Below are 24,794 nucleotides of genomic sequence, written 5' to 3' on the forward strand. Positions count from 1 at the left end.
GGGGTGACACCGGGTGGTGGCGCGGCGAGCGTGCTCATCCGCCTCAGATGACGGCTAGCGCGACCGGGCTTCGCTCTCGACGGGCTGCCGACTGGCCGACTCACGCACTCGGAACCACAGCGTCAGCTCCATGATCGCGCGACCGATCATGTCGTGATCGCCCATGCGGAGATCGTCGAACGAGTCGCGATATCCCGAGGCCGTTCCAGGCTCGGGAGCGAGGAGGGACTGATATCCCATCGTCCAGTCCCGGAAGCGCCGTTCGTGCAGCGGCTCTTCGATCAGCACGCGGACATCCGTGTGGCGCGGGTCGCGGCCGATCCTCTCCATCAACGCTTCGACGTCAGACCTGGGCCCTTCGAGGATCTGCACGAACTCTCCGCCGCGGTAGAGCAGCATGCCGGTGATGTCGCGGTCGCTGTTGCGGGCGCGACTCACTGCCAGCAGTTCACCGAGCTCGTGTTCGCCGAACGGCTGCGTGGCGCTGCTGCAGTAGACGAGCGAGACGAGCGGATTCTGTTCAGTCATTCCGCACCCCGTCCCCGCCGTGGTGAGCCGACCGATGCGCGCCGACCTCGACGGTGGCCGTCACCGCCGCCATTGCTCGATGGTGGTCTGCGAAGTCGCCGATGGAGCGCGAGGCCGCATCGAATGCGCGCCAGACGCCGTCGGACAGACGGTCGACGTAGCCGAGGAAGGAGCCGTCCTGGCTGCCCACGTAGAAGCCGTCTGCCACGCTCGCCCAGAGCGGGCGAACAGGCGTCGGCGATTGATCACCCATGCTCTCAGCGTACCTTCGAGATTCCGGGCGGGCTCCGGATCATCCTCCAGGCGGAGTGACGATCGGAACGCGCGGTCCGGCTCTGGCAGGATCAAGGACATGATCACGGTTCACCTGCGCTACGAGATCGACCCCGACAAGCTCGACGACTTCACTGAGTACGGCAGGGCATGGATCCGTCTGGTGGCGAAGCACGGCGGGACCCACCACGGCTACTTCATGCCGAGCGAAGGCGATAGCGATGAGGCGTTCGCGCTGTTCACGTTCCCTTCGTTGGCCGAGTACGAGGTCTACCGCACGGCATCGAAGACCGACCCCGAGTGCATCGAGGCCTTCGAGTTCGCGCGCAGAACCCAATGCATCCGCCGCTACGAGCGCCGCTTCCTCAGCCCCGTCTTCTCGGCCGACGCCGACTGAGGAGGATGTTCCCGCCCGGTGCGTCAAGGGGGGTTCGACGGTGCCGCTCTCCGTCCTAGCGTCTGCGCATGGCTATCGAACTGAATCACCCCGCCCTCCGACACGCCCGCTCGCTGGTCCGCGACGGCAAGGTCGTCCGCGACGAGCGCGACGACTGGTCGGAGGCCGCGCCCAGCGCTGACGACGAGAACCGCTTCATCGAGCAGCACGGATGGACCGAGTTCTCCCACTGGCACCTGGGCATCGACAAGAGCGAGAACCCCGAGACGAAGGAGGCGTACTCCTTCCCCTTCGGGGATCTCCGCTCGGTACGCCGCTCGGGAGTCATCTCCGGTGAGAGCCGTGCCGGGCAGTACGACCACACCGAGATCCGCGACGAGCTGCGCAAACTCCTCGAGCTGATCGACGCCGACCGCGACTAGCTCGGACTCCGGATACCTCAGTCCGAAAGCGACCGTTTGCCGGGATGTTCGGCCCCGGCCGTGGCCACGGACCGCGACATCTTGATCTCGATCCGTCCGTCGGGAAACGTCTCGCTCGCCCCATCTGGCGTGAATCCCAGGCGCGTGTACGCCGCGATCCCCCGGGGGTTGCTCTCCATCACACCGAGATGGATCGTGTCCGCTCCACGGGAGGAGACATAGTCCACGCAGGCGACCATCAGCGCGTCGACGGCTCCCTGACCCCGGTGATCCGGTGCGACCCAGACCCCGTTGACCACCCAGCGGCCACTCATGTCGTAGACGCCGCCGATGCCGACGTCCTCGCCATCGATGCTCGCGATGAATGCTCCGGGATGAGTCGAACGGCTCCGCCAGACATCGTCGCCGAACGCGGACTCCCGCTGCAGCGTCGACCCGAACATCTCCGGGGACTCTGCGAGCGCGGCCAGCCGAAGGTCTCGGTAGCGTTCCCACGTCGCAGAGGGCGCCGGAGTGATCGTCACATGCATGCCAGAAGCCTGCCAGAGCGCGGGACGCGACGTGAGATCCGTCGCTGCCTAGACCCCCGTGCCGTCGCTGAGCGCGTTGCGCTTGTCGCGTCGGCTCTCCCGAATGACGCTGATGACGCTGATCGCCAGCAGGATCAGAAGCAGGCTCTCCACGTACCCGAGCGCTCCGGTCCCCGAGTCGTCCGCAGGCGAATGCTGCACGGGGACCGATGCGGACGGAAGCCCGACGTCGGACCCGACGTAGAGGACCCAGTCGGTGAGAGCGTGAATGAGCATGGCGACCCAGATGCGTCCGGTGACGCGACGGATCCAGTAGTAGGTGGCGCCGGCTGACATCAGGGCGATCACATTGAAGGCGATGATGAAGAGCGGCAGACCGCTGAACAGGTAACCCGGAATATGGGCGAGCGCGAACACGAAGCACGTGAGGAGGAACACGGCGAACTCGCCGAAGCGCGCGCGGACCGCTGTGAGCAAGACGCCCCGGATCACCAGCTCCTCACCGAAGCCGACCATCAGCGTTCCCAGCGCCACGACGGCCAGGAAGCCGAGCGAGCGCTCAGCCCAGGGCACGTCGAACAGCTCGACTACCGGCACGGCGAACGCGAGCACGGGAATCGAGATCAGCCACCACCGGCGAGGGGTGAGGGTCGGGGTCGGTCGCTCCCTCCACACCTCGGCACCCCAGCCTGCCCACCGCAGGAACAGCAGAACGCCGCCGATGCCCACGGCGAGGGGGATGAAGTGACCGAGGGAGAAGTCCGCCAACGAGCCGTCGTCGCCGACCAGCCCGCTGAGGAGGTTGCCGAGCCCCCACGCGCAGAGAACGTAGAAGACCACGACCCCGAGTGCGAGCCAGATGCTGCGGGGACGTCCGATTGCGGTCTTCATCCTGAGGCTCCCCTGATCCGGCGGGCGGCGCCCCGTCGACGCCGCATGAGAGCGAGCTACCGGTCTCCTAGGCAATCCTAGGGTTCCGGAACATCCGCTCGTCGTTCGCCGACTGACGCAGAGAGGTCGCTCACCCCTTCGGAGCGAACGAGCCCAGAGCCGACCGATACTGCGCGCTGTCGCTGCGCACCTCATCGGTGACCAACAGCGCGTGAGGGCCGATCTGTCGCACGTGCAACTCGCGGCACGGGATGGTCACGACCTTCAGGAGGCCGCGACGCCAGGCATCCACGAGCGCCTCGACGTCTCGATGCTCGGGACTCTCGGCGAGCGTCGTCGGTCGTGTCTCGACGTGAGAATCGAAGCCGCGGCGCTCCCAGTCCCGATATGCCTCATCGTCGAAGACATCGCCGCCGAACTCGTCTCGCCATGCCGGCCCGACGAGCTCGCGCAGAAGGCGCTCCCGCTCCGTCGAGCTCAGGTCTGAGCTGAACACCGCATCGAGCAACCCTCGGTCGGGTTCGACGGCGGCGTGAGCGAGCACGTCCTCCCAGATCCGCGACCAGGCTGCCGACCATCGGTCGCGGGTGACGGCATCCACCGGGTTCGCCGCAGCCGCGGGCGTCTCGATCAGCCTCGGCGGCAGCGTCTCGCCGACGGGACGCAGATCGTGCGCCTCTCGAATCCAGAGCAACTCGAGCAGGAGCTGTGGTCTGTCCTCCACGGTGATGGACATGTCGTGCGGCCAGGGGTTGCCCGGCATCGGAGTCGTCGATCGCATCCCGTCAGTCCATCGGATCGCCGTTCGGCTTTCAACCGGTTGCTGTCCCCCGAACGGCGGATACCGGAGGATGCCGGCATACGAGAGGATGGCCTTTTCTGCGGAATGCGAGCGACGGGTGGACGCGATGAGGGGCTCTCGATGACGGCACCCGGGCAGCCGGTGGATGGGCTGTCCGACTTCGCGGAGCTCATGGCGCATGAGCAGGAGTTCAGCGGTGATCAGGGCGACCCCGCGGTGCGCAGAAGACGCAGGCGACGAGGACTCATCATCACCGCCGTCTGCGTGGTCCTGCTGCTGGCCGTGACCGGAGGGTACGTCGGGTGGGCGCTCACGGCTCCGGTGGATCCGCCGGCCGTGACCGCACGCGCACCGCAGGTCCCGGTCGGCGACGCGGCTGCCGTCACCACGCATACGGCTGCGGCATCGGCGATCAGCGTGTCCGGCGCCGACGCGTACCTGGGCGAGGGGGCGAGCGGCACCTGGTCGGCGACGGGGACGGGCGAGCCGCTCCCGATCGCGAGCATCACCAAGCTCATCACCGCCCTCGTCATCCTCGACGCGTCACCGCTCGCCTCCGCAGACGACCCTGGACCGACCATCACGTTCGGCAAGGCCGATCACGACCTCTACGACCAGTACTACGTGCAGGGCGCGACCATCGCTCCGATGCCCACCGGCACCTCGATGTCGTTGCACGATGCCCTGGCCGTCATGCTCATCCCCTCCGCGAGCAACTACGCCGACGCGCTGTCCTCCCGGATCTTCGGGTCGCAGAGCGCTTTCCTCAGTGCGACGCGCGCCTGGCTCGCATCCCACGGCCTCACCGGAACGACGGTCACCGAGCCCACCGGCATCAGTCCGCGCAACACGAGCACGCCTGCCGATCTGCTGGCCGTCGCGAAGCTCGCCGCCGCGCATCCGGCGATCGCTCGGATCGTCGCGACCCCCTCGGTCTCGATCCCCGGCGCCGGTCAGCTGATCAACACGAACGCCCTCCTCGGCACCGCCGGGATCACGGGACTGAAGACCGGCAACCTCGGCGAGGGCACGCACAGCCTGCTGTACACGGCGACCCTCGACGTGGGCGCGGCCGATCCGCTCGCGATCACCGGCGTCGTCCTCGGCGGATCATCGCGCGAGTCGGTGAATGCCACCGTGATCGCCGAGCTCGAGAGCATCCGCTCCGGCTTCCATCAGGTGCCCGTCGCGAGCGAGGGCCAGGAGATCGGAACGATCTCGACACCCTGGGGGTCCACCGCCACCCTGGTCATCGGCGAGGACGCATCGATCTTCACCTGGTCGGACACGCCGATCGAGCTGACGATGGACATCGACACTCCTCCCACCTACCGCGACGGCACGGCCGTGGGGACCGTCACCTGGACTGCCGGACCGAACACCGTCACTGCCCCGGTGACCATCGCAGGGACCATCGATCCGCCCACCGAGTGGTGGCGGCTCACCCACCCGTCCGAGCTCGGCTCCGCGACGGATGCCGAGGGCTGAGGCCGCTCGACCGCGCATAGGAACGCTGCGTGCCGACCTTCGGACGAAAGTCGAAAGATCGACCGATCGACCTCCGCCTGCGTTCTCCGGCTATACGATCTGCATCGAGGCGCCAGGCTCGATGTGCTCTGCGGAAGGACAGCCGGATATGTCAGCAGACCCGATGACCTCTCGACCTGTGGCACCGAGATCCGCCGCCGTCTCCGCCTGGGCGCCGCTGGCCATCCCGGCATTCCGGGTGCTGTGGTTCGCGCAGCTGGGCAGCAACATCGGCACCTGGATGCAGACCGTCGGCGCGCAGTGGTATCTCGTCGACGCCGCGGCCGGAGCGACGATCATCGCGCTCGTGCAGACGGCGAGTCTGGCCCCGGCCCTGCTGTTCTCCCTCCCCGCGGGGGTGCTCGCCGACTCCCTCGACCGCCGCAGACTGCTGATCTGGGGGTCGGTGGCGAGCGCCGTGATCGCCGCGGCGCTGACCGTCATCGCCGCCCTGAACGAGCTCACTCCGTGGACGATCCTCGGCTTCACGTTCCTGCTCGGGATCACCTCCACGCTGACGTCCCCGGCCTGGCACGCGATCCAACCGGAACTCGTGCCCCGCCCGCTCATCGGCGCGTCCTCCGCGCTCGGCGGCGTCACGGTGAACGGTGCCCGCGCCGTCGGCCCCGCGCTCGCGGGGGTTCTGCTGTCGCTGTTCGGCGCGCCCGTCGTCTTCGGCATCAACGCGCTCAGCTTCATCGGAGCAGTCGTCGCCCTTCTGTGGTGGCGACGGCCGCCGCAGAGCGGACTCGACGACAGGGAACCGTTCACGGCCGCGCTGCGCGCAGGAGTCCGGTACGTCTCATCCGCCCACCTCGTGCGCCGCATCCTTCTGAGGTCCGCGCTCTTCGCCCTGCCCGCCAGCGCACTGTGGGCGCTGCTTCCCGTGACCGCCAAACGGCTCGACCTCACAGCGAGCGGATACGGCTTCCTGCTCGGAGCGCTCGGCGCCGGGGCCGTGCTCGGCATCTTCGTTCTGCCCATCGCCCGGAAGAGGTTCTCGGACAACGCGGTGATCGCGGTGAGCGCTGTGCTGTTCGCCGCCGGCACGCTCGCCGCGGCATGGCTGCCGTTCGTCCCCATGCTGCTGCTGCTCGTTCTCGCCGGGGTCGCCTGGATCGGCACGCTCACCGTGCTGAACGCCGCACTGCAATTGACCCTCCCGCAGTGGGTGCGATCGCGAGGAGCATCGATCTACATCCTCGTCTTCATGGGAACGATGGCCGTCGGGTCGTTCGGCTGGGGTGCCCTGGCCGGAGCAGTCGGCACGGCGACGTCGCTGGCCGTGGCCGCGGCGCTGCTCGTCGTCATCGCAGCCAGTGTGATGTGGCTGCCCCTTCTGCCGGGCACCAGCACCGTCGACCGGACCGTCTCGATGTCATGGCCCACCCCGACTCTCGTCCTCGACCCCCAGCCGACGGACGGTCCCGTTCTCGTGCAGATCACCTACACCGTGCGACCCGACAGCATCGACGCGTTCCGAGAATCCATGCGACTGGTGGAGAGTTCGCGGCGGCGAACCGGCGGGTACCGATGGACTCTCCTCCGCAGCGGCGAAGAGCAGGACCTGCTGCTCGAGTCCTTCATGGTCCCCTCCTGGGGAGAGTACCGACGACAGCAGACCCAGAGACTGACCGGTCGCGACCGTGAGATCCAGGCGACCGCGCGGGCGCACACCGAAGGCGAACCCCGTGAGAAGCACTACTTCCCCGAGCCCACGCCGCCCCGCAGGAGACCCGGACCTCAGCGCTGAACGGGCTCAGGGGGACAGAAGAAGGAATCCGCCTTCGGATGCCGAGGCATCTGGGAATCCCGTGAGAATCGACGGGCTGGTCACGACCGCGCCGATAGCGTCGAAGCATGGATATCGACACCAGACGACCCCAGGTTCGCCGTGCACGCGTCCTCTCGCCCCTGTTCGGGATGGCGGTCACGGCTGCGCTGCTGGCCGGATGCGCAGCCCCCGCGTCCCCCACCCCGACGGTCACGCAGACGGTGACGGCATCCGCTGATCCTGCGGCGAGTCCGTCGCCCAGCGCATCCTCCACGCCGACCGCGGGCGTCAGCCCATCGGGCATCGGAGACGTGGAACTCGGCGCGCCCTACGACGAAGCCGTGGCGGCGGCGGGTGCCGCTCCGGTTGACGCCTGCCCGTGGCTCGCGTCCACGGAGGCCGACGGATACATGCTCACCGTTCAGCGCCCCGAGGTCTCGGAACAGGACTCCGCGGTGGTCGACCTCGTGCAGGTGTCCGCCTCACCCGTCGACCTCGAAGGCAAGCCGGCCGTCGGCCCGCTGACCGCTGAGGGGATCGGTCTCGGTTCTCGGCTCGACCAGGCGCTGGCCGTCTACCCCGACGCGGTCGAAGTCGAGAGCGTCGGCGATCGCCGCTATCTCGCGATCGAGTCGGAAGCCGGCACCGGTTCGGTCTTCCTGACCTACACCGCCGGAACCGACATCATCTGGGGAGTGACGGCGACGACCCTCGACGAGCCGCCGTACGAATCCTGCGCGTGAGCGCGGGCGTGAGGCGGGAGCATCCGGAGTCGAGCGTCAGGCGAAGGGTGAGTCGGCCTCGTCTCGAACTCGCTCACGCTCGGGTGCGAGAGTAGCGACTGACCCAGAGGCCGGGAATCGGCTCGGCATCCGACTGGTGCACGAAGCCGAGGGACTCGTACAACGCTCGAGCTGGCGCATTGTCGCGCCCGGTCGCGACGACCGTCTGGGGCGCGAGCGACATGACCTGCCCCACCAACGCGGCGCCCAGGCCTTTCCGGTGATGGGTGGGGTCGATCATGAGACGGTCGAGGTCGACGACGTCATTCTCGATCACGTATCCCACCGCGCCGGCGATCTGGTGATTCTCGTCGACGCAGACCAGCCACTCCAAGCCAGCCGAAAGCAGGTCGGACGCCGTCTCATGAAGCGGCGGAATGCGGTCGTCACCGATCAGCCGAGCCTCGACAGCGTACGCCTCGTGCTGAAGCTCAAGGAGGCGCGGCGCGTGACTGCGCACTTCATCTGCGGTCAATCTTCGCGTCAGCACAGTCCGCCGCTCCTTCACCCGATCGAGCCGGTAGACCCGGCCTTGGCCTTTGTGTCTCCACAGAGACCACATCAGTTTGGCGCGACGACGGAGAGTCGGGGCCGGCCCAGCTCTTCTTCGATCGAGCGCCGCCTCTCGGCCCGTAGTCTCAGATCCATTTCATGTGCGAGGCGCCCCGAGTGACGCCGATGCCCGCCGGAGTCACTCCGGCCAGATGATCGCCCCCCGGCGCCATCCGGCAGATTCAGGATCCCCGCTCGGGTCCGTTCCCACAAGACGTAGCTAGGCGTCGAGTGACGCGAGGTACTCCGCGTTACCGCGCATCGCAGGCTTGTACCGCTCGAGCTCACAGACATGCACGTGGTCCACGAGCAGCGTGAGCAGACTGCCCAACGCTGCACTCATCTGCCCCTGCGCATGCAGCGTCAGCGCTTCGAATGCACCCAGCGCCACGTCGCCAGGGAACTGTTCGCGAGCCGTCCTGAACACCTCCGCGGACTTCTCCAGATCGCCGAGGTTGCGCAGCGTGGACCCGTACTGCAGGTAGCACCGGCGGCGGATGTCGCCGTGGAGTCCGTTCTCGAGGGCGCGCCGGTAGTAACCCTTCGCCATGACCTCTTCGCCGGCGGTGTCGAACGCGCCGCCGACTTCGTAGAGGACACGCGGATCGTGTGGGTGCTTCTCCAGGATCGGGCGAAGCGCCGCGATCGTCGGCGCCATGTTCTCGCGGTCTCGCTCCCCGAATATTCGATCCAGCTCAGCGTTCAGCTTGTCCGTTGCCATCGTGGCCCCCCGGTGCACGGCGGTGGAACCGTACTCGGTCACGCTATCCGAAGCACACGCCTCAGAGCGCGACGTCGACGGGCCGTCGGTCTCCTCGCGTGTTCGGGGTGCTGATCACGAGGAACCGCGTCTCCGTCTCCCCAGGGTTGAAGAACCGGTGCGCGAGCCCAGGCGGGACCTCGACTCCCTGCCTGGCCTCGAGGTCGACGGCGCCCTCGGGACTCGCTCTTCGATCACGGAAAGTCCTGGGTTGTCGAGCAGTCGCCACCCGTCGGAGACCTCGCCCCACACGTAGCGATCAGCGTTGCTGACATCGACAGCTTCAGGCACTCTTCGATCCTCGCAGACGTCTGGCTCTGCTCACCGCCTCGCTGCTGCTATCGAACCGCCGGGGGGTCAGAACACACCTTCCAGGCGCAGCATCAAATCCGCGTGTCGTCGCGAGACCCGCGTCAGCACTGGAAACGCGCTTTCACCTGCTCAGTCGCTCTTGCTTTCCTGGCTGGCCCGTTTACCGACAATGAGACCACTTATCGCAAAGACCCGCCTCGAACCCATTTTCCGCCTTAACCGACCGCCTGAGAGAGTTCGTCGAACTCCGCGTCATCGAGCTCGATGGTCGCTGCGCGAAGGTTGTCTTCGAGATGAGCGACCCTCGAGGTGCCTGGGATGGGGAGGACGACGGGGCTCCTTTTCAAGAGCCAGGCGAGCGCCAGCTGTGCGGGCGATGCATCATGTCTCAGTGCGAGCCTCGTGAGGGGGCTGTCGTCGCCGGTGAGCCCGCCGGTCGCCAACGGGAACCAGGGAATGAACCCGATGTTCCTTTCCGTGGCCCAGTCGAGCAGCGGCTCGGCGTTGCGCTGCGAAAGGTTGTAGAGGTTCTGTACGGACACGATGGGCGCGACCTCCATGGCTGCCTCCGTCTCGGATATGGTGACCTCGCTGAGGCCGATGTGTCGGATCTTCCCTTCGTCCTGAAGGAGCCTCAGCGTGCCGATCTGATCCTCGAGTGCAACGGTGGGATCGATGCGGTGCAGCTGGAGCAGATCGATCCGGTCGACATCGAGGTGTCGGAGCTCGCGCTCGACCTGCTCGCGCAGATGAGCGGGCGTGCCGTTCGGGCGCCACTGGTCAGGACCTTGGCGTGTCTGCCCCACCTTGGTCGCGATGACGATGTCTTCGGCATAGGGGTAGAGGGCGTCGCGGAGGATGCCGCTGGTGACATCGGGTCCGTAGGCATCCGCGCTGTCGAAGAACGTCACACCGAGCTCCGCCGCCCGGCGGATCACTCGGATGGCGTTGTCGCGGTCTGCGGGTTGCCCCCACGTTCCTGGACCGGTGAGCTGCATGGTGCCGAAACCGAGTCGCGAGACGGCGAGGTCTCCGCCTAGGAGGAAGGAGGTGGAGGGGTTGTCGGGGAAGGGGTTCTGGTCGATCATCATGACCTTTCCTTTGAGGCGTTTACCGGGGGGGTATGGGAACGGCGGCTGCTACGGGGTGGAGGTGTCGTCGTTCATGCCGTACTGATAGGGCACGCCGAGGTGTTCGCGGAGGGTGTCCCCCTCATAGTCCAGGTGGAACAGTCCTCGCTGCTGGAGCAGCGGCACGACTCCGTCGACGAACGCGTCGATGCCGTCCTCGTAGACATCGGGGTTGAGCCAGAAACCGTCGCAAGCGCCGGCGTCGAACCACTCCTGCATGTGATCGGCGGTGAGCTGTGGAGGACCGACGGGCGCGGGGTGGTAGTCGATGACGCCGTGGTAGAGGATGTCGCGGACACTCCATCCTTCGCGAGCGATTCCCAGCGCCGTGGCGGATCGTGGATCTGACGGAGCGACTCGAGCCGCTGCGAGCTCAGCTTCGCTCAGGGACCTGTCCAGGTCGGTCATGGACAGTGCGACGCCCAGCATCATGCCCAGGTAGCCGACCTGCTGGTGTATCTGCGGTTCGACGAAGAGACCACGTCGGTCGAGCGCCTCCCTCTTCGTGGCTGCGATGGTCGGGCTGATTCCTGCGAAGTACTTGACGTCGTCGGGGTTGCGGCCCGCTTGCTCCGCCGCCCGCCGAACGTTCGTTCTCTGTCGGATCGAGTCCGCGATCGAATGGGTGTTCCCGATCACGCCGTTCGCGAAGCGGCCCGCCAGCGCGAGGCTGTGAGGGCTCTGGCCGGCGTGGAAGACGACGGGCTGCCCCTGCCTGGATGGGGGGACCTCGAGCGGGCCGCGGGAGGCGACGTAGCGACCCTGGAGATTGATGGGCTGGATCTTCGTCAGGTCGGCGAAGACTCCCGATCCCTGATCGGCGATCCAGGCATCCTCCGGCCAGCTGCCCCACAGTGCCTGGACGATCTGAATGACTTCCTGAGCACGGCCGTAGCGCTCATCACGGCCCGCGATCGACGCTCCGAAGTTCGCGGCAGAGACCTCGTCGGACGTGGTGATGGCATTCCATCCGATCCGGCCGCCGCTGATGACATCGAGTGTCTTCAACTGGCGAGCCAGGTTGTACGGCTCGTGGAACGTCGTCGAGGCCGTGGACACGAATCCGATCTTCTGGGTTTCCCGGGCAATCACGGCCATGGTGATGAACGGGTCCATCGTCAGCATCGGCGAGTCCTGATCGGAACGCTGGCTCTGAGAGAGGAAATCGGGCAAGAACAGGAACTGGAACTTGCCTCGCTCCGCTGCCTGCGCGTACCTCACGTACGCGTCGAGATTCGTGTAGTTGCGCGGGTCGACCTGGGGAGCACGCCACGCAAGGGTCGGGGCGCCATAGCCGTTGCCCAACTGCATGCTGATGAGCATCTTCTTCTCAGCGGTCATCTCGATCTCCTTTCCGAGCGGTGTGTTCGTCAGCGAAGACTCTCGGCCGTGTCATGACTGATCTGCGCGGCGGGCAGCGGGAAAAGCGTGCCGCCGCCCGGCGGCGACGATGACGAGAACGAGCAGGAGCAGGGCGAATGTCGCGAAGGGCAGTGCGCCGGCCCCGAAGCCCGTCAGGACCAGTCCGCCCAGGACTCCGCCCACCGCGATACCGAGGTTCAGCCCGGTGACGAGGACCGACTGCGCCGCGTCGACGGCCGTGCCGGACGCGTCGGTCAGAGCGGTCTGCTGAAGACTGCCCGACCCGCCGAACGCAGCCCCCCACGCGACGATGCTGATGATGATCGCGATGGGCGAATTCGTGGCCAGTCCGAGTACCAGAACCGCGAGTGCGAGCACAGCCGTGCTGACCAGCATGAGCAACCGCAGGTGCCGATCGATCAGAAGCCCCGTCACCCAGAGACCGGCGAGAGCCGATACTCCGAAGACGAGGAGCACCATGCTCACCGCGTCGCCCATGCCTGCGAGGGCGAGGAACGGTGCGATGTACGTATAGAGCAGAGCGTGCCCTGAGAAGAAGAGCAGAGCGACGGCGATGATCGGAAGAACCCCCGGGATACGGAGAGCCTGCGGTGCGCTCGTGCGCTCATGCCTTTCCTGTCCCGGGATGGGAGGAACCACTGCCAGTACCCAGACCACCACGCCTGCGGTGACGACGGCCATGGTCACGAAGGTGAGCCGCCATCCGACTGCCGACGCCAGCAGGGTCCCCGCAGGTGTGCCGAATGCCAGGGCGATCGGAGTACCGGAGAGTCCGATCGTCAGAGCGCGGCCTCGTTGTGATGGATCGACGATGCGACCGACGTATCCCGCCAGGATCCCCCAGAGGACTCCTGCGAAGACGCCCGCGATGAACCTCGCCGCCAACGTCACCGCGAATATCGGCGACACCGCGACGATCAGGCTGGTGAGGACGTAGCCACTCAACGCGATCACGAGCAGACGACGACGGGGCCATCCCATCGTCGCGCCGATGATCGGGATCGCACCCAGAAGTGCCCCGAGCGCATAAAGCGTGACCGTCTGCCCGGCAGTCGCCTCCTCGACGCCCAGGTCACGACTCAAGGCGGGCAGGACGCCTGCGGGCAGCGTCTCGAGCATGACGGTCAGGAATCCGCTCGTGGCGAGCGCCAACAGGGCACCGAGCGGAAGCCGCGCGGGCGCGGACGAGCGTGTGACGGGTGTTGAGATCTTCGACATCCTGCGATTCTCCAACCTTGTCACTAGTGTCAAGGTCAAATCGCGCAGTGCGCGCACATCGAGACTGCTCGCGCGATGGCCTGTCCGCTGACGCGAATGACTCGACCACGCGAGCGGCTGCTCACACCGAAGGAGCGCCGAGCATCTCGTCGATGGAAGCGATGTACCGATCGATCGCCACGCGGTTCTCGGACAGCACGCGAATGTTCTCGGACATGCGCTCGCGCTGCCTCACCAGTGTCTCTCGGAGCCGCGGGTCGGGGTCGACGGGAGTCGCTGAGGAGGGGGCATCAAAGCAGGGCAGAATCTCGCCGATGACCCGAGTGGGGATCCCGGCATCGAGGAGTCCGCGGATCCTGAGGACTCGATCGATGAGGTAGTCGCCATAGTCGCGGTAGCCGTTGTGCAGGCGCACAGGCTGGATGAGGCCCTTGGTTTCGTAGTACCGAAGCATCCGAGCAGGCACCCCGGTTCGAGCGGCGAGCTCACCGATCTTCATACAGCACTCCCGTTGACCCTGACATTGATGTCAGGGTCAACGCTACCAGGAGCAGGCGAGCACGCAGCGCGTCCTCGAGGTCGACCTGGCTGGGCTCCGCACTACGACGTGCGACGCAGGATCATGCCGCCATGATGCAGGACCCCGTCGACGAAGTCACCGTCCGCCGTGAATCCCGTGTCATCCACGTACTCGATGTGCTCGCCGGTGACGACGTAGCGGCCGGTGTAGGCACGTTCGCGCGTCCCGCGGGCCTCCACATAGCGCCCGTCGGGCAGCAGCTCGTGGCGGACGTGCCCGTCCGCGGTCTGCCACATGCCGACGTAGGCATGGGTGGTGGGCTCGGTCATGTTCTCGCTCCTCTCGACGTCAGCGGCGGTTGAGGATGTACGGCCCGTGGTGGAGGACCCCATCGACGAACTCACCGAAAGCCCAGAAGCCCAGATCGTCGAGATAATCAATGCCGTCACCTTCGATCCAATAAGCACCCTGAAACGCGCGCGGCCGACCCCCGCGAGTCTCGTCGTAACGCCCATCTGCCGTGAGCTCCTGGTGCAGAAAGTCGGTCTCGTCGATCCACATCCCCACATACGGGCTGGCGGACGGAGACACCTCTCCCACGCGGCCCTTGTCGAGCTGCGCCGGCGCATTCGAGGTGCGCTCACCGTTCCAGAGCACCACCTTGCCGTCGATGACGATTGCGGCGACGGACTCCGGGCGAGCGAGAACGGTCGCGACAGCCGTCGCGGCGTCGGTCGCCAGCTCGGCATCGACGACCGCGAAGCTTCCCGTGTTCCCCGGCCACAACGTGCCCGCATCGGACGACCGGTCGGGGTTGAGACCGAGCGCGGCGCGGGCGTCGACCACCACGGGCACGATGACCATGCCGGCGCAGTCGATCACCAGCGCATTGTCGTCTCCCGCTGCCGTCACGATCCCGGGCCCGGTGCCCACGATGAATCCTTCACCGAGAAGGATGTCGGCATCCTCCATCACGTCGACCAGGGAGTCGAACAGGTGGACTCGGGCTCCGACGAACAGCAGCGGCTGTTCGTAGTCGGCCTGGTTGTCGATGATCCGGCCTAGCAGCTCCGGCGTGAATGCGTCGTTCATGATTCCTCCTCGACCTCCCGGGTGGAGGCACTGATCCCAGCCTGGAGAGCCGCCGGCAGAGCAGGCAGACCGCGATGCACCTAGGCAGCGCGCGCCCAGCCTGCGCCGCGCGTTCCCTCATCCAGGGTGCGCCAGGGCCTGCCTGTCCCGCCCCGAGACGGGCAAGCTGTATGCATGGCGACCAACGATCTCGGGCTCCACCTCAGCGCCAGGCGCGCAGCGGTCAGTCCCTCCGATGCCGGCATCCGCTGGAGCGGCGTGCGCCGCGTACCCGGGCTCCGACGCGAAGAGGTCTCGATGCTCGCCGGCCTCAGTGTGGACTACTACACGCGGCTCGAGCAGGGACGCGAGAAGAACCCGTCGACCTCGATCCTCAACGCCCTCAGCCGGGCGCTCGACCTGACGCCGGATGCCCGCGAGCACCTGTTCCGGCTGGCCGGCGCCTCGCCCGCGGCATCCTCCGCGACCGCCGTCGAGCATGTGGATCCGTCGCTCCAGCGCCTGATGGATGCCTGGCCGGACACTCCCGCGGTCGTTCTCGGTCGACGTCTCGACATCCTCGCGCTGAACCCTCTCGCCGCGGCGCTCTACTCGGCGTTCGACGACACCCGCAACCTCGCTCGCATGGTCTTCCTCGATCCGGCAGGCGCGACCTTCTTCGACGATTGGGAGCGCTCCGCGCAGGCGAGCGTGGCCAATCTCCGACTGGCGCTCGGCTACGACGTGCACGATGCGGCCACGCTGGCGCTCGTCGAGGAGCTGCGGGACGGAAGTCCGCGCTTCGCGGCGCTCTGGGAGAAGAACGATGCGCGCGGCAAGACTCACGAGGCCAAGGTCTTCGTCCACCCGGATGTCGGACGGCTCACCCTTGAGTTCAACGCGTTCGACGTGCGCGGGGCCACCGGCCAGCAGCTCATCGTCTACCGGGCGGAGCCGGGCTCATCGAGCGACCACGCCCTCCGGCTGCTCGCGACGATCGCGGCGACCCGCGTCGCGTCGATGAGCACGGTCGACGCGGAGGGCGGCAGACGGGAGCGCTCAGCAGGCTGAACCAGGTCGCACCGCACCCAGGATCACAGCGACCTGGCGGCTCCTTCGCCAGGGCTTCAGGGGGAAGTCAGGACAACCGCGCCCCCCAACGGTGGGCGTCACGCCCCATCGACGTATTCTCGCCGTTCGCTTCCGGCGGCGCCTTCGCGTTGGCGAGCCCGGTCGGCGTGGTGTTCCTGATCTACGCAACAGGGATCCTCATCCCCGCGCTTGCCCTGACCTGGCGGCGGCTCCATGACATCGATCGCAGCGGCGCATGGTTCTTCATCGCCTTCGTACCGCTCTTGGGCGCCATCGTGCTCCTCGTCTTCACCCTGCTGAGCGCACGACCCGCGGGTGCCCGCTTCGACGAGTAGCACCAACTGCCGAGCACCCAAGAGGAGACACCGCGACCGACCCAGAAGACCCGGCCCGTCTCGCACGTCTCCAGGAGATCCGAGTCGCTTCGGATCGAGGCTCTCGCCGAACGTGGAGGTAGAACCTTCACGACCGAAGAGACGCTCGCGTTCATCCGGCGACATGATCTCGCCGCAGACAGCCCCTCGCGCCAGACGCGGGTTGATTCACGCTCTGCCAACACCTAGGTACATAAGTGTTGGTATGATGATGTGATGTCCACGTCTTCGCACAGCACACGCATCCCCATCGATGCCGTCTCCAGCGAGACCCTCGACTGGGCGCCGCGCGCACCGGAGATGTTCTCACGGGCCGAGGTTGTGCGTCAGACCGGGCCGTATGAGGCGACGGTCACAGCACCGATTGCCGAGTGGAGCCCGCAGGTTCCCAGCGAAGACGCCGCTGACGTCGAAGACGCCACGCGCCAGCTGGTCGCGTTCGACGAGCATGCGCGGCGCACGTTGGGCACCGACAACCCGGCCCTGGGCCCGATGACCGCGATCCTGCTGCGCACAGAGTCCGCGTCCAGCTCACAGATCGAGCAGCTGACGACGTCGGCGAAGCAGCTCGCTCTCGCCGAGATCGATGAAGGCGACAAGGCCAACGCGCTCACCGTCATCGGGAACGTCCGCGCCATGGAGGCAGCCCTCGCGCTCTCGGACGAGATCTCCGAGGATTCCATCCTGCAGATGCACCACGCTCTGCTGCGCCACCAATCAGGCCTCGAGCAGGAAGCCGGTGTCTACCGCCAAGATCAGGTCTGGATCGGCCCCGGCAACGCCGGCCCCCGCCACGCGGAGTTCATAGCTCCCCACCCCGACCGGATTCCCGGTGCGATCGGTGACCTGGTCAGATTCGTGCAGCGCCAGGACATCTCCGTGCTTGTTCAGGTCGCTGTCGCGCACGCCCAGTTCGAGACCATCCACCCGTTCGTCGACGGCAACGGCCGCACCGGCCGCGCGCTCGCGCAGTCGATCCTGCGCAACAAGGGTCTCGTCAGCTCCACCGCCGTGCCGATCTCTGCAGGACTGCTCGTGAACACCGGGCGCTACTTCCAGGCGCTGACCGCTTTCCGAGCCGGCGACGCTGCCCCGATCATCCGCGAGTTCGCCATGGCGAGTCGCATCGCCGCGTCCACGGGGACGCAGCTGGTCGACGATCTCGTCGCGCAGCTGGACGAGTCCCGCGCTCTACTCCAGGGCGTCCGCTCCGACGCTGCGGTCTGGAAGGTCCTTCCCGCGCTCGTGGGCCAGCCGGCTGTGAACACGAAGTACCTCATGAGCGCGCTCGGACTCGGCGAGATGGCGGCGCTGCGCGCGCTGGACACACTCACCGATCGCGGGGTGCTCACCGAGACGACCGGCCAAGGACGCAACCGCGTCTGGCAGCACCGCGGGATCTTCGACGTCCTCGACGGATACGCCGAGCAGATCCGCCGGATGACCGCTCGAGGCTAGCCGCGCGCCAGCGCGGGGTCATAAGCCCCGGCGGGTCGCCACTGCTTATGACCCCCGATTCGACTTCCGCGGAATCTCGGGGATTTCGTGCGCTCCCGTGCGCTCGGTTGCTGGAGCACTTCGACAGAGACCCCCAGTAATCGAGCGCATCCGAGCGGCGCGATCCGCCCTCGGTCGCGCGCACCAACCTCAGAAACCTCACTATGCGGAGTCCTCGTCGATCCGCGTGATTCCGGGGGTTTCGTGTCTCCGACCTCACAAACCTCAGTAGACGAGCGATCGCGTGGTCACGAGTTCGAAAGCCAGGCTGTCCAGTCCCTGTCCGGGGAGACGTGCGCCGCAACGTCCCCTTACGGTTCGGTGGCGGCCACAGTCGCGCCCACCGCAACGTGAAGCCGTCCTCACTCTGATGGGGTGAGGGCGAGTCACGGGATCGGTACTGAGCGCCTACTCTCAGCGCAGAGCCGTCCGCGGAGTCGGCCGAAACGATCGGAGCGAGATTGTGTCGGAGACGAGTGCTGTAACGACGACGGGTGCTGTCACGGAGTGGACCGAGAAGTATCTCGAGACGGTCGCCAGGAACGCGTACGTGTGGGCGTGGCCTCTGGTCAGCATGATGAACCGCCGAACAGCAGTTACCTCTGTTGACGAGCCGGGACTGCGTGGTGGCGTGTTGCCGAACGCCCCGTCCGGTCAGGTGTGCATGATGACGGACTACGTCGCAGCGAATCAACGGTTCGTGACCTGCAGCAACCAGGACGTCGTCTACGGTCTGGGGTTCGCTGCCCTCGACGTCGAGCCCGTGGTGGTGCAGGTCCCCGACTTCGGGGACCGGTTCTGGGTGACGGCCGTCTGGGATGCCCGCACCGACAGCTTTGCCAATCTGGGGGCGCAGTACGGCACCGCGCCCGGGTTTTACCTCATCGTCGGCCCGGACTGGGACGGAGAAGAGCCCGCAGGAATCACCCGAGTGATTCGGTCATCCACTGATCTTGTGGCCTACTGCCCGCGCGTCTTCCTCAACGACACCGCCGAGGATCGTGCAGCGATTCAGCCCGTGCTGAACCAGACGATGATCTACCCCCTCAGCCACTACGACGGAACGGTGAAGACGAAGGACTGGAGCTCGGTGCCGAGCTTCCCCGCGCCGCCGATCGGTGACGATGAGATCCGATGGGTGGACCCGGAGAAAGTATTCGCGCAGCTGCCCACCATCTTGGAGACGGTCCCGCCGCTGCCCGGCGAAGAAGGGCTGTACGAGACGTTCCGGACGATGCTGCGCGTCGCAGAACCCGCAACTCTCAACGCCATCGCCGTCTCGGCAGAACAGGAACTGATCGCCCCGCTGTTCCATTGGCGTTTCAACGGACCACCCGCCGGCAACGGCTGGTACTCCCCGACGAACAGCGCCCAGTTCGGCTTCGACTACGCCACGAGAGCCGCAGTTGCACGATCGAGCATGTTCCAGAACACCCCCAGCGAGTCGAAGTACGTGTTCACCGAGACGGACTCCGACGGCGTCGACCTGGACGGCACACAGTCCTACGCCATCACCTTCGCCCCCGGTCAGACCCCACCCGTGGAGGGATTCTGGTCGGTCACCCTCTACAACTCTCACCACTTCTACAACGCGAACCCGCTCGAGCGATACTCACTCGGAACCAAGAACCAGACACTCGTCTACGAGGACGATGGCTCGTTGGTCCTCTACGCCGGGCCCGAAGCCCCCGTCGCCGGAAGAGAGTCGAACTGGCTCCCGGCATCGGCCGACAACTTCACGCTCCTCATCCGCGGATACTGGCCCGAACGCACCATGTTGGACACCACCTGGACCCCACCCACCGTCACGCGGATCAACTGAGATCGATCGAAGCGTCCGAAGAGGCGCTGATCTGAGTGTTCCGCTAGCCGTGCGACTCGCTCAGACGGTGCCGTCCGCGGGGCATCGGTCACCTCGCGTGTTGGGAGTGCTGATCACGAGGAACCGGGTCTCCGTATCCCCAGGATTGAAGAACCGGTGCGCCAGTCCGGGCAAGATCTCGACGCCCTGTCTGGCCGCGAGGTCGAACGCGCCCGCAGCGGTCTGCATCTGTGCGACCCCCTCGAGCACGTAGAAGAACTGGGTTGCCGTGTCGTGCACGTGCCACTCTTCACCGGCGCCGGCCGGCACTCGCTCCTCGATCACAGACAGCCCTGGGCTGTCTAGCAGCCGCCACCCATCCGAGACCTCGCCCCACACGTAGTGATCGGCGTTCGTGGCATCGACAGGTTCGTGCATTCTTCGATCCTCGCAGACGCATCTACTTTGCAGACGCTCGAACCCTCGCGATCCCGCTCGAGCACTGCTCAGACGCCAGATACCTACTCAGCGCCATCTCACTTCAACGTCTGGCCCATTGGCCACGATAAGACCAGTTATCCCGACTATCGATGCGGCGGTTGCCGCACGAGAGGCAGTCGAGACGCGAGGCGGTTTCGTGCGACACAGGTGCACGACCGATGCCAGACGGGTCGTGGCGCACGATGCGGTCCGACGAATCAGTTGCAAATCGTACTAGACACTTTGTATAGTAGCGGCACTCAGTGTAGAGACCGGAGGACCGTGTGACCGAACCGTTGACCCGTGCGCGCATCACCGCACCGATCTCCTCCGCTGTAGCTTGGCGCATCGTGGCGCTACTGACCGTCGCCAACTTCTTGAACTTCTACGACCGCACTCTCCCTGCTGTCTTGGCAGAGGAACTCAAGGCTGAGTTCGGGCTCACGGACACCGCCATCGGGTTGATCGGCGCCTCGAGCATCATGATCTACGCCGTAGCCGGGATCTTTCTCGGACGCCTGGCAGACAGAAGACCGAGGCGGTTGATCATAGGTATCGGTCTGATCGTATGGAGCCTGCTGACCGCCGCGAGCGGCGGTGTGTGGAGCTTTGCTTCAATCCTGGTCGTACGCATCGGCGTGGGAATCGGCGAGGCGTCCTTCGCCCCAGCCGCGAACTCTCTCCTCGCAGACCTGTTCCCGCCGAGCAAGCGGTCTCGAGCGGTGTCGATCATGCAGCTTGGACTTCCGATCGGCGCGACGGCAGCGTTCCTCACAACTGGGCTGCTGGCGACCGCGTATGGCTGGCGGACGGTGTTCCTGATCGCAGCCGTTCCCGGGCTGATCGTGGGAGCGATGATGCTGTTCATCAGAGAACCCGAAAGAGGCGCATCGGACCGCATCGCAGGCGCGTCGGGACGTGTCGACCGGCCCTTTTCTCGCGTGCTCCGGCCACGGACCATGTGGTGGCTCATCGTGTGTGGCATCGGCATCCAGATTGCAGGGAACGGAGTGGCCACGTTCATGGTTCCGCTGCTGCAACGCTATTTCGACCTGCCTCTGACACTGGCGGGTGTGTTCGCAGGGATTCCCATCGGCATCATGGGAGTTGTGGCCCTCCTCGTGGCGGGCCGGGCCGCAGACCGATCCCGCCGTCGTTCTCCCGGAAACCGCCTGCGCACTGGCGCGATCTGGATCGGAGCGTCCGCCCCTCTCATCGCTGCTGCGTTCCTTTGGACATCTGGCGGCGTGGGTTGGTTCCTGGTGCTGTTCTCCGCCGGCTGGTTCCTGCAGTTCGCTTTCCACGTCACGGCACTGCCGGCTATCTCTGACTTCATCGAACCCCGATTGCGGGCGACCGCGATCGCGGTACTGTTCGCGGCGTTCTACATCTTCGGCGGAGGGCTCGGCCCGGTGCTGGTCGGCTTCCTGTCGGAGACCTTCGCCGCTGGGGCCGACTCGGCCGCCGACCCCGCTGCCGAGGGTCTCTATACGTCGCTGGCACTGGTGACTCCGCTCGCGCTGCTACTCAGCGCAGTGGCGATGTGGGGAGCTTCCCGCACCATCAACGGCGATCACGCCGCTGTCACAGCCCTGACCAACACCGAGGGTTCGGCTCCCTCATAGCCAAAGCGGGGAGCACACGCTCCTCACCCCAACGGAAGGAATCTGATGGCTGCCTGGCGCATTCGCGACTACCACGCCGATGATGTCGACGGGATCCTGCGGTTGTGGGAACAGGTCACAGCAGCAGACGCCGAGCCCGTCTATAACCTCCCCGAGGTACTCGCCTCGTGTGCGAAGGACCACGCCGTGGTCGCTGTGGTCGGTGATCGGGTGGTCGGCGCTGCTATCGGTCGAACAGCACACGCCCAGGGGTGGGTCGTGTTTCTCGCCACCGCATCAGATGCGCGCGGGCAGGGGATCGGATCATCTCTACTGGCTGCGCTCGAAGCACGAATGGCGCCGCACGGAATATCGAAGCTCTCGGCGCTGATGCCCGCCGCCGAGACGAGGATCGGAGCCTTCTTGCGGCAGGGGTTCGTACTCAAGCAAGATCTTCACTACTTCGAGCGCTATGTGCCCGTGCAACGGGAGGAGTTGAAAGTTCTCGCCGAGCTTGGGGGGCGAGTCATGGCCAGGGGCCTCTGGGACGCGGTAGGCGGAATGGCCGCCGAAAAGGATCTGCTCGAAAGGCGGGTCGTCATGCCGCTCGCCCAATCCGAACTCGCGGATCGGTTCGGAGTCGTCCCCCCACGCGCGATCGTGCTGTTCGGTCCGCCAGGCACCGGCAAGACCACCTTCGCCAAAGCCATCGCTTCCCGCCTCGAATGGTCATTCGTTGAAGTGTTCCCGTCGCGTTTGGCAACCCATCCGGGCGGTCTTGCCGGAGCTCTACGCGAGACATTCACAAGAATCGCAGAACTCGAGCACGCCGTGGTTTTCATCGACGAAGTCGAAGAGATCGCCTCCCGCCGGCAGGGCGAGCCCCCCTCTCCCACCCAGGGTGTGACGAACGAGCTGCTAAAAATCATCCCAGCGTTCAGGGAACAGCCTGGGCGTCTGCTCATCTGCGCCACCAACTTCATCCGCGCGCTGGACGATGCCTTCCTCCGGCATGGTCGCTTTGACTACGTCATCCCTATCGGGTTGCCCGACCCGGAGGCCCGAACCGCGATCTGGCAGAGGTATATTCCTCCTGCTGCGGCGGGGCTCGATCTCTCCGCGCTGGTATCGATGACCGAAGGATTCTCACCCGCCGACATCGAGTACGCGGCCCGCAAAGCGTCTCAAGCGGCCCTCGAGAACGCTGTCTACACGGGCGATGTGGACCCGGTCGGCCCATCGATGCAGGACTACGCCTCGGCGATCAGCACGACCAGGGCGACCGTGTCCCACGAGGTGGCGGCGGAGTTCTTGGAGGACATCGACGCGGTCGGTCGGATGTGACTCTGAGCCACGCCCGCCGTCATGACCGCCTCTCCGAGCCGGTTCAGATGCTACTTCCTCCGACCGACTGAGACGAGCCGCTCGAGCGCTCGGAAGAGCTTGCCGTTTCGTTTGGGAATGGGTGCCAGCTGCTCGGTGATGTCCAGGATGTTCACGATGATCCGGCCGTAGCTCATTCGCTCTGTCTCGAGGTCTACTTCGTAGAAGCTGGCGAACTCGTACATGACGGTGGCCCCTGTGCTGCGCCGGCGGCTGGCGCGCGTGCTGGTTCCACGAACCAACAGCCCCATCGATCTGCCGTCACTGCCGAGGAATGGATCGCGCAGGAGCTCGAAGTGCACCCCAGGGAAGGTGGCGAACATCGTCTCCAGGAAGGTCCTGGCTCCTGCGTGTCCGAGGACGACGTCCGCAGAACCGTCGTCTTCGAGCCGCAGGTCGGGCGTATAGACCTCGGGCACGATATCCGGGTCATGAGAGTTGAGCTTGGCGTAATAGCGCTCTGCGATGCGGCGGGCGTGCTCGGGAGTCAGGCGGTCGATCAATGTGTCCTCCGTAGAAGTGGATGGCCGGACCACAGTCGATCCGGCGGTTGTCGGGGCGTTCAGCCCCGGATGATCGGAAGTGCGTCTAGTGGGATGCGGAGAATGGCTGGCGCGCGGAACGATGAGACGAGAAGATCGTCGCCGATCATGATCGCGCTGGTAGCACCACCGAAGGTCTTGGATCGTGGGATCTCGACCAACCGTTCAGCCGTGAGTGTCTCGGAGTCGAGCTGTGCCACGGCACTCGTCGCAGGACAGACTTCAATCGATGTCCCGTTGCAGAGGCCCGCAATGAGCAGCGGAGAGGTTTGCTGTCCGGCGGCGAGAATGGTCCCGTCGGGCGCGAAGCGCAGATTGTCGGGCAGAAAGCCCAGATCAGCGGACTCGGTCGGTGCGGTACTTCCGTCGATCGACGCTTTCGTCACTCTTTGGGAGGACCATTCAGCGATGTAGACAGTCCGCTCATCTGGCGAGACCAGGATGCCGTTGTTCCCGTCGAACTCCAAAGCGTCGATGCGATCCCACCCGGTCGTCGGCGCCCACGCGTAGACCGCTCCGGTGGTGAGCCCGGCATCCTGCGGCACGGTCGCGAGGAACCGGTCGTCTCCATATGCTGCAACGGAGTTTGCGACCTTTCCGCCCGGTAGTTCGGCGCAGCCCTTCCACCCAAGGCTCGGCACGCTGCCGGTCATATCAACGTCGAACACCTCGACGGACTCGCGACCTCCGTGATTCACGGCGAGGAGGGTCATTTTGCCGTCGCGCTCCTGCACGGAGAGCCCGTGCGAAGAGAAGGCCGCGACCTCAGGTGGGCCAGGGCAGTCAGCGTAGGGATCTTGCAGTGGCGTCGTGAAGTCGATCGCGACATCGATCACGCTTCCGGTATCCGAGTTGTAGGCGGACATTCCTCCTTGCTGCCAGTCCTGATCGCCGAGGTTGCTCGTCAGTGCCCATGGCGACGTGCCGATTCGCACGATGTCTTCGGGATTGTTGAATCCGCAGATCACCTCTACTCCCGGTTGCTGTTCACACTGAGCCGCAGGTTCGAAGTACTCCGAGTGAAGCCAGAGGCCGGCGCCGCAGAGGACCAGACCGACCGCGGCGAGCGTAGAGATCCAGACTCGGCGACGCCGACGCGCTGATGGTCTGGTCGCGGGCGCGGAAGTGGTGAGTACGGGGCCGGTCATG

The 24,794-nt window shown here is 66.0% G+C and carries 27 protein-coding genes; 11 read left to right on the forward strand and 16 right to left on the reverse strand.

Annotated elements, in window-relative coordinates; all coding sequences use genetic code 11:
- Positions 1-54 precede the first annotated feature (54 nt).
- Together BMW26_RS14240 and BMW26_RS14245 are read right to left on the reverse strand one after the other, a co-directional pair.
- Positions 55-528 (reverse strand): BLUF domain-containing protein, encoded by a 474-nt coding sequence (locus tag BMW26_RS14240; protein ID WP_072591807.1) that lies wholly within the window; start codon positions 526-528, stop codon positions 55-57.
- Entirely contained in the window at positions 521-781 is a 261-nt protein-coding gene (locus BMW26_RS14245) for a hypothetical protein (protein ID WP_053097671.1), read from the reverse strand. Before BMW26_RS14245 ends, BMW26_RS14240 begins: the two co-directional genes overlap by 8 nt.
- Positions 782-880: 99 nt before the next feature.
- On the opposite strand from BMW26_RS14245, the gene BMW26_RS14250 reads away from it, so the two are divergent.
- Together BMW26_RS14250 and BMW26_RS14255 are read left to right on the forward strand one after the other, a co-directional pair.
- A complete protein-coding gene (locus BMW26_RS14250) occupies positions 881-1,198 on the forward strand; it encodes an NIPSNAP family protein (RefSeq protein ID WP_053097674.1) in 318 nt (105 codons plus the stop codon).
- 68 nt (positions 1,199-1,266) lie between these two features.
- Positions 1,267-1,620, forward strand: a complete 354-nt coding sequence (locus tag BMW26_RS14255) for a hypothetical protein (RefSeq protein ID WP_072591808.1) — start codon at positions 1,267-1,269, stop codon at positions 1,618-1,620.
- A 17-nt stretch (positions 1,621-1,637) separates the two neighbouring features.
- Here the strand turns inward: BMW26_RS14255 and BMW26_RS14260 are convergent, their stop codons facing one another.
- The 3 genes from BMW26_RS14260 to BMW26_RS14270 form a co-directional block, all read right to left on the reverse strand.
- On the reverse strand, positions 1,638-2,150 hold the full coding sequence (locus BMW26_RS14260) for a GNAT family N-acetyltransferase (RefSeq protein ID WP_072591809.1): 513 nt from the start codon (positions 2,148-2,150) through the stop codon (positions 1,638-1,640).
- Between the two features lie 48 nt (positions 2,151-2,198).
- Positions 2,199-3,041: a CPBP family intramembrane glutamic endopeptidase gene (locus BMW26_RS14265; protein WP_072591810.1), complete on the reverse strand. Its 843-nt coding sequence runs from the start codon at positions 3,039-3,041 to the stop codon at positions 2,199-2,201.
- 130 nt (positions 3,042-3,171) lie between these two features.
- Positions 3,172-3,822: a hypothetical protein gene (locus BMW26_RS14270; protein WP_083569378.1), complete on the reverse strand. Its 651-nt coding sequence runs from the start codon at positions 3,820-3,822 to the stop codon at positions 3,172-3,174.
- Between the two features lie 141 nt (positions 3,823-3,963).
- On the opposite strand from BMW26_RS14270, the gene BMW26_RS14275 reads away from it, so the two are divergent.
- From BMW26_RS14275 to BMW26_RS14285, 3 genes are all read left to right on the forward strand, one after another.
- Positions 3,964-5,331 (forward strand): D-alanyl-D-alanine carboxypeptidase family protein, encoded by a 1,368-nt coding sequence (locus BMW26_RS14275; RefSeq protein ID WP_072592361.1) that lies wholly within the window; start codon positions 3,964-3,966, stop codon positions 5,329-5,331.
- Positions 5,332-5,494: 163 nt separating this feature from the next.
- Complete coding sequence (locus BMW26_RS14280) at positions 5,495-7,123, forward strand: MFS transporter (RefSeq protein WP_157557444.1); 1,629 nt, start codon at positions 5,495-5,497, stop codon at positions 7,121-7,123.
- Positions 7,124-7,230: 107 nt separating this feature from the next.
- Positions 7,231-7,887 (forward strand): hypothetical protein, encoded by a 657-nt coding sequence (locus tag BMW26_RS14285; RefSeq protein WP_072591812.1) that lies wholly within the window; start codon positions 7,231-7,233, stop codon positions 7,885-7,887.
- Between the two features lie 73 nt (positions 7,888-7,960).
- On the opposite strand, the gene BMW26_RS14290 is transcribed toward BMW26_RS14285, so the two are convergent.
- The 8 genes from BMW26_RS14290 to BMW26_RS14325 all read right to left on the reverse strand — a co-directional run bounded on the left by BMW26_RS14290 (position 7,961) and on the right by BMW26_RS14325 (position 14,893).
- On the reverse strand, positions 7,961-8,488 hold the full coding sequence (locus tag BMW26_RS14290; RefSeq protein ID WP_083569379.1) for a GNAT family N-acetyltransferase: 528 nt from the start codon (positions 8,486-8,488) through the stop codon (positions 7,961-7,963).
- A gap of 210 nt (positions 8,489-8,698) precedes the next feature.
- Complete coding sequence (locus BMW26_RS14295; RefSeq protein ID WP_332257620.1) at positions 8,699-9,241, reverse strand: tetratricopeptide repeat protein; 543 nt, start codon at positions 9,239-9,241, stop codon at positions 8,699-8,701.
- Between the two features lie 524 nt (positions 9,242-9,765).
- Positions 9,766-10,638 carry an aldo/keto reductase gene (locus BMW26_RS14300; protein ID WP_072592363.1) on the reverse strand — a complete coding sequence of 291 codons (873 nt, stop codon included), beginning with the start codon at positions 10,636-10,638 and terminating at the stop codon, positions 9,766-9,768.
- A 51-nt stretch (positions 10,639-10,689) separates the two neighbouring features.
- Positions 10,690-12,021, reverse strand: coding sequence for an NtaA/DmoA family FMN-dependent monooxygenase (locus tag BMW26_RS14305; protein WP_072591814.1), 1,332 nt, complete (start codon positions 12,019-12,021; stop codon positions 10,690-10,692).
- Between the two features lie 51 nt (positions 12,022-12,072).
- The gene (locus tag BMW26_RS14310; RefSeq protein ID WP_072591815.1) at positions 12,073-13,281 is read right to left on the reverse strand and encodes an MFS transporter; all 1,209 of its coding nucleotides are present in this window, start codon (positions 13,279-13,281) and stop codon (positions 12,073-12,075) included.
- 121 nt (positions 13,282-13,402) lie between these two features.
- Positions 13,403-13,780 (reverse strand): MerR family transcriptional regulator, encoded by a 378-nt coding sequence (locus BMW26_RS14315; RefSeq protein ID WP_072591816.1) that lies wholly within the window; start codon positions 13,778-13,780, stop codon positions 13,403-13,405.
- A 101-nt stretch (positions 13,781-13,881) separates the two neighbouring features.
- The gene (locus BMW26_RS14320) at positions 13,882-14,130 is read right to left on the reverse strand and encodes an Atu4866 domain-containing protein (protein ID WP_198032332.1); all 249 of its coding nucleotides are present in this window, start codon (positions 14,128-14,130) and stop codon (positions 13,882-13,884) included.
- Positions 14,131-14,149: 19 nt separating this feature from the next.
- A complete protein-coding gene (locus BMW26_RS14325; RefSeq protein WP_072591818.1) occupies positions 14,150-14,893 on the reverse strand; it encodes an Atu4866 domain-containing protein in 744 nt (247 codons plus the stop codon).
- Between the two features lie 174 nt (positions 14,894-15,067).
- On the opposite strand from BMW26_RS14325, the gene BMW26_RS14330 reads away from it, so the two are divergent.
- From BMW26_RS14330 to BMW26_RS14345, 4 genes are all read left to right on the forward strand, one after another.
- Complete coding sequence (locus tag BMW26_RS14330; protein ID WP_072591819.1) at positions 15,068-15,943, forward strand: helix-turn-helix domain-containing protein; 876 nt, start codon at positions 15,068-15,070, stop codon at positions 15,941-15,943.
- A 149-nt stretch (positions 15,944-16,092) separates the two neighbouring features.
- The gene (locus BMW26_RS17950) at positions 16,093-16,299 is read left to right on the forward strand and encodes a DUF805 domain-containing protein (protein ID WP_232224477.1); all 207 of its coding nucleotides are present in this window, start codon (positions 16,093-16,095) and stop codon (positions 16,297-16,299) included.
- Positions 16,300-16,554: 255 nt separating this feature from the next.
- Positions 16,555-17,796, forward strand: coding sequence for a Fic family protein (locus BMW26_RS14340; protein ID WP_072591821.1), 1,242 nt, complete (start codon positions 16,555-16,557; stop codon positions 17,794-17,796).
- Between the two features lie 706 nt (positions 17,797-18,502).
- Entirely contained in the window at positions 18,503-19,657 is a 1,155-nt protein-coding gene (locus BMW26_RS14345) for a DUF1254 domain-containing protein (protein WP_198032333.1), read from the forward strand.
- 60 nt (positions 19,658-19,717) lie between these two features.
- On the opposite strand, the gene BMW26_RS14350 is transcribed toward BMW26_RS14345, so the two are convergent.
- Positions 19,718-20,074: a cupin domain-containing protein gene (locus BMW26_RS14350; RefSeq protein ID WP_072591823.1), complete on the reverse strand. Its 357-nt coding sequence runs from the start codon at positions 20,072-20,074 to the stop codon at positions 19,718-19,720.
- Between the two features lie 326 nt (positions 20,075-20,400).
- Between BMW26_RS14350 and BMW26_RS14355 the strand changes: the two genes are divergently transcribed.
- Both BMW26_RS14355 and BMW26_RS14360 read left to right on the forward strand, forming a co-directional pair.
- Entirely contained in the window at positions 20,401-21,741 is a 1,341-nt protein-coding gene (locus BMW26_RS14355) for an MFS transporter (protein WP_083569381.1), read from the forward strand.
- A 45-nt stretch (positions 21,742-21,786) separates the two neighbouring features.
- Entirely contained in the window at positions 21,787-23,064 is a 1,278-nt protein-coding gene (locus BMW26_RS14360) for an ATP-binding protein (protein WP_072591824.1), read from the forward strand.
- A gap of 50 nt (positions 23,065-23,114) precedes the next feature.
- On the opposite strand, the gene BMW26_RS14365 is transcribed toward BMW26_RS14360, so the two are convergent.
- Complete coding sequence (locus tag BMW26_RS14365) at positions 23,115-23,606, reverse strand: nuclear transport factor 2 family protein (RefSeq protein WP_072591825.1); 492 nt, start codon at positions 23,604-23,606, stop codon at positions 23,115-23,117.
- A gap of 59 nt (positions 23,607-23,665) precedes the next feature.
- Positions 23,666-24,793, reverse strand: coding sequence for an SMP-30/gluconolactonase/LRE family protein (locus BMW26_RS17655; protein ID WP_157557445.1), 1,128 nt, complete (start codon positions 24,791-24,793; stop codon positions 23,666-23,668).
- Between the last annotated feature and the right edge of the window lies 1 nt (position 24,794).

The organism is Microbacterium sp. 1.5R (assembly GCF_001889265.1).
Lineage (GTDB): Bacteria > Actinomycetota > Actinomycetes > Actinomycetales > Microbacteriaceae > Microbacterium.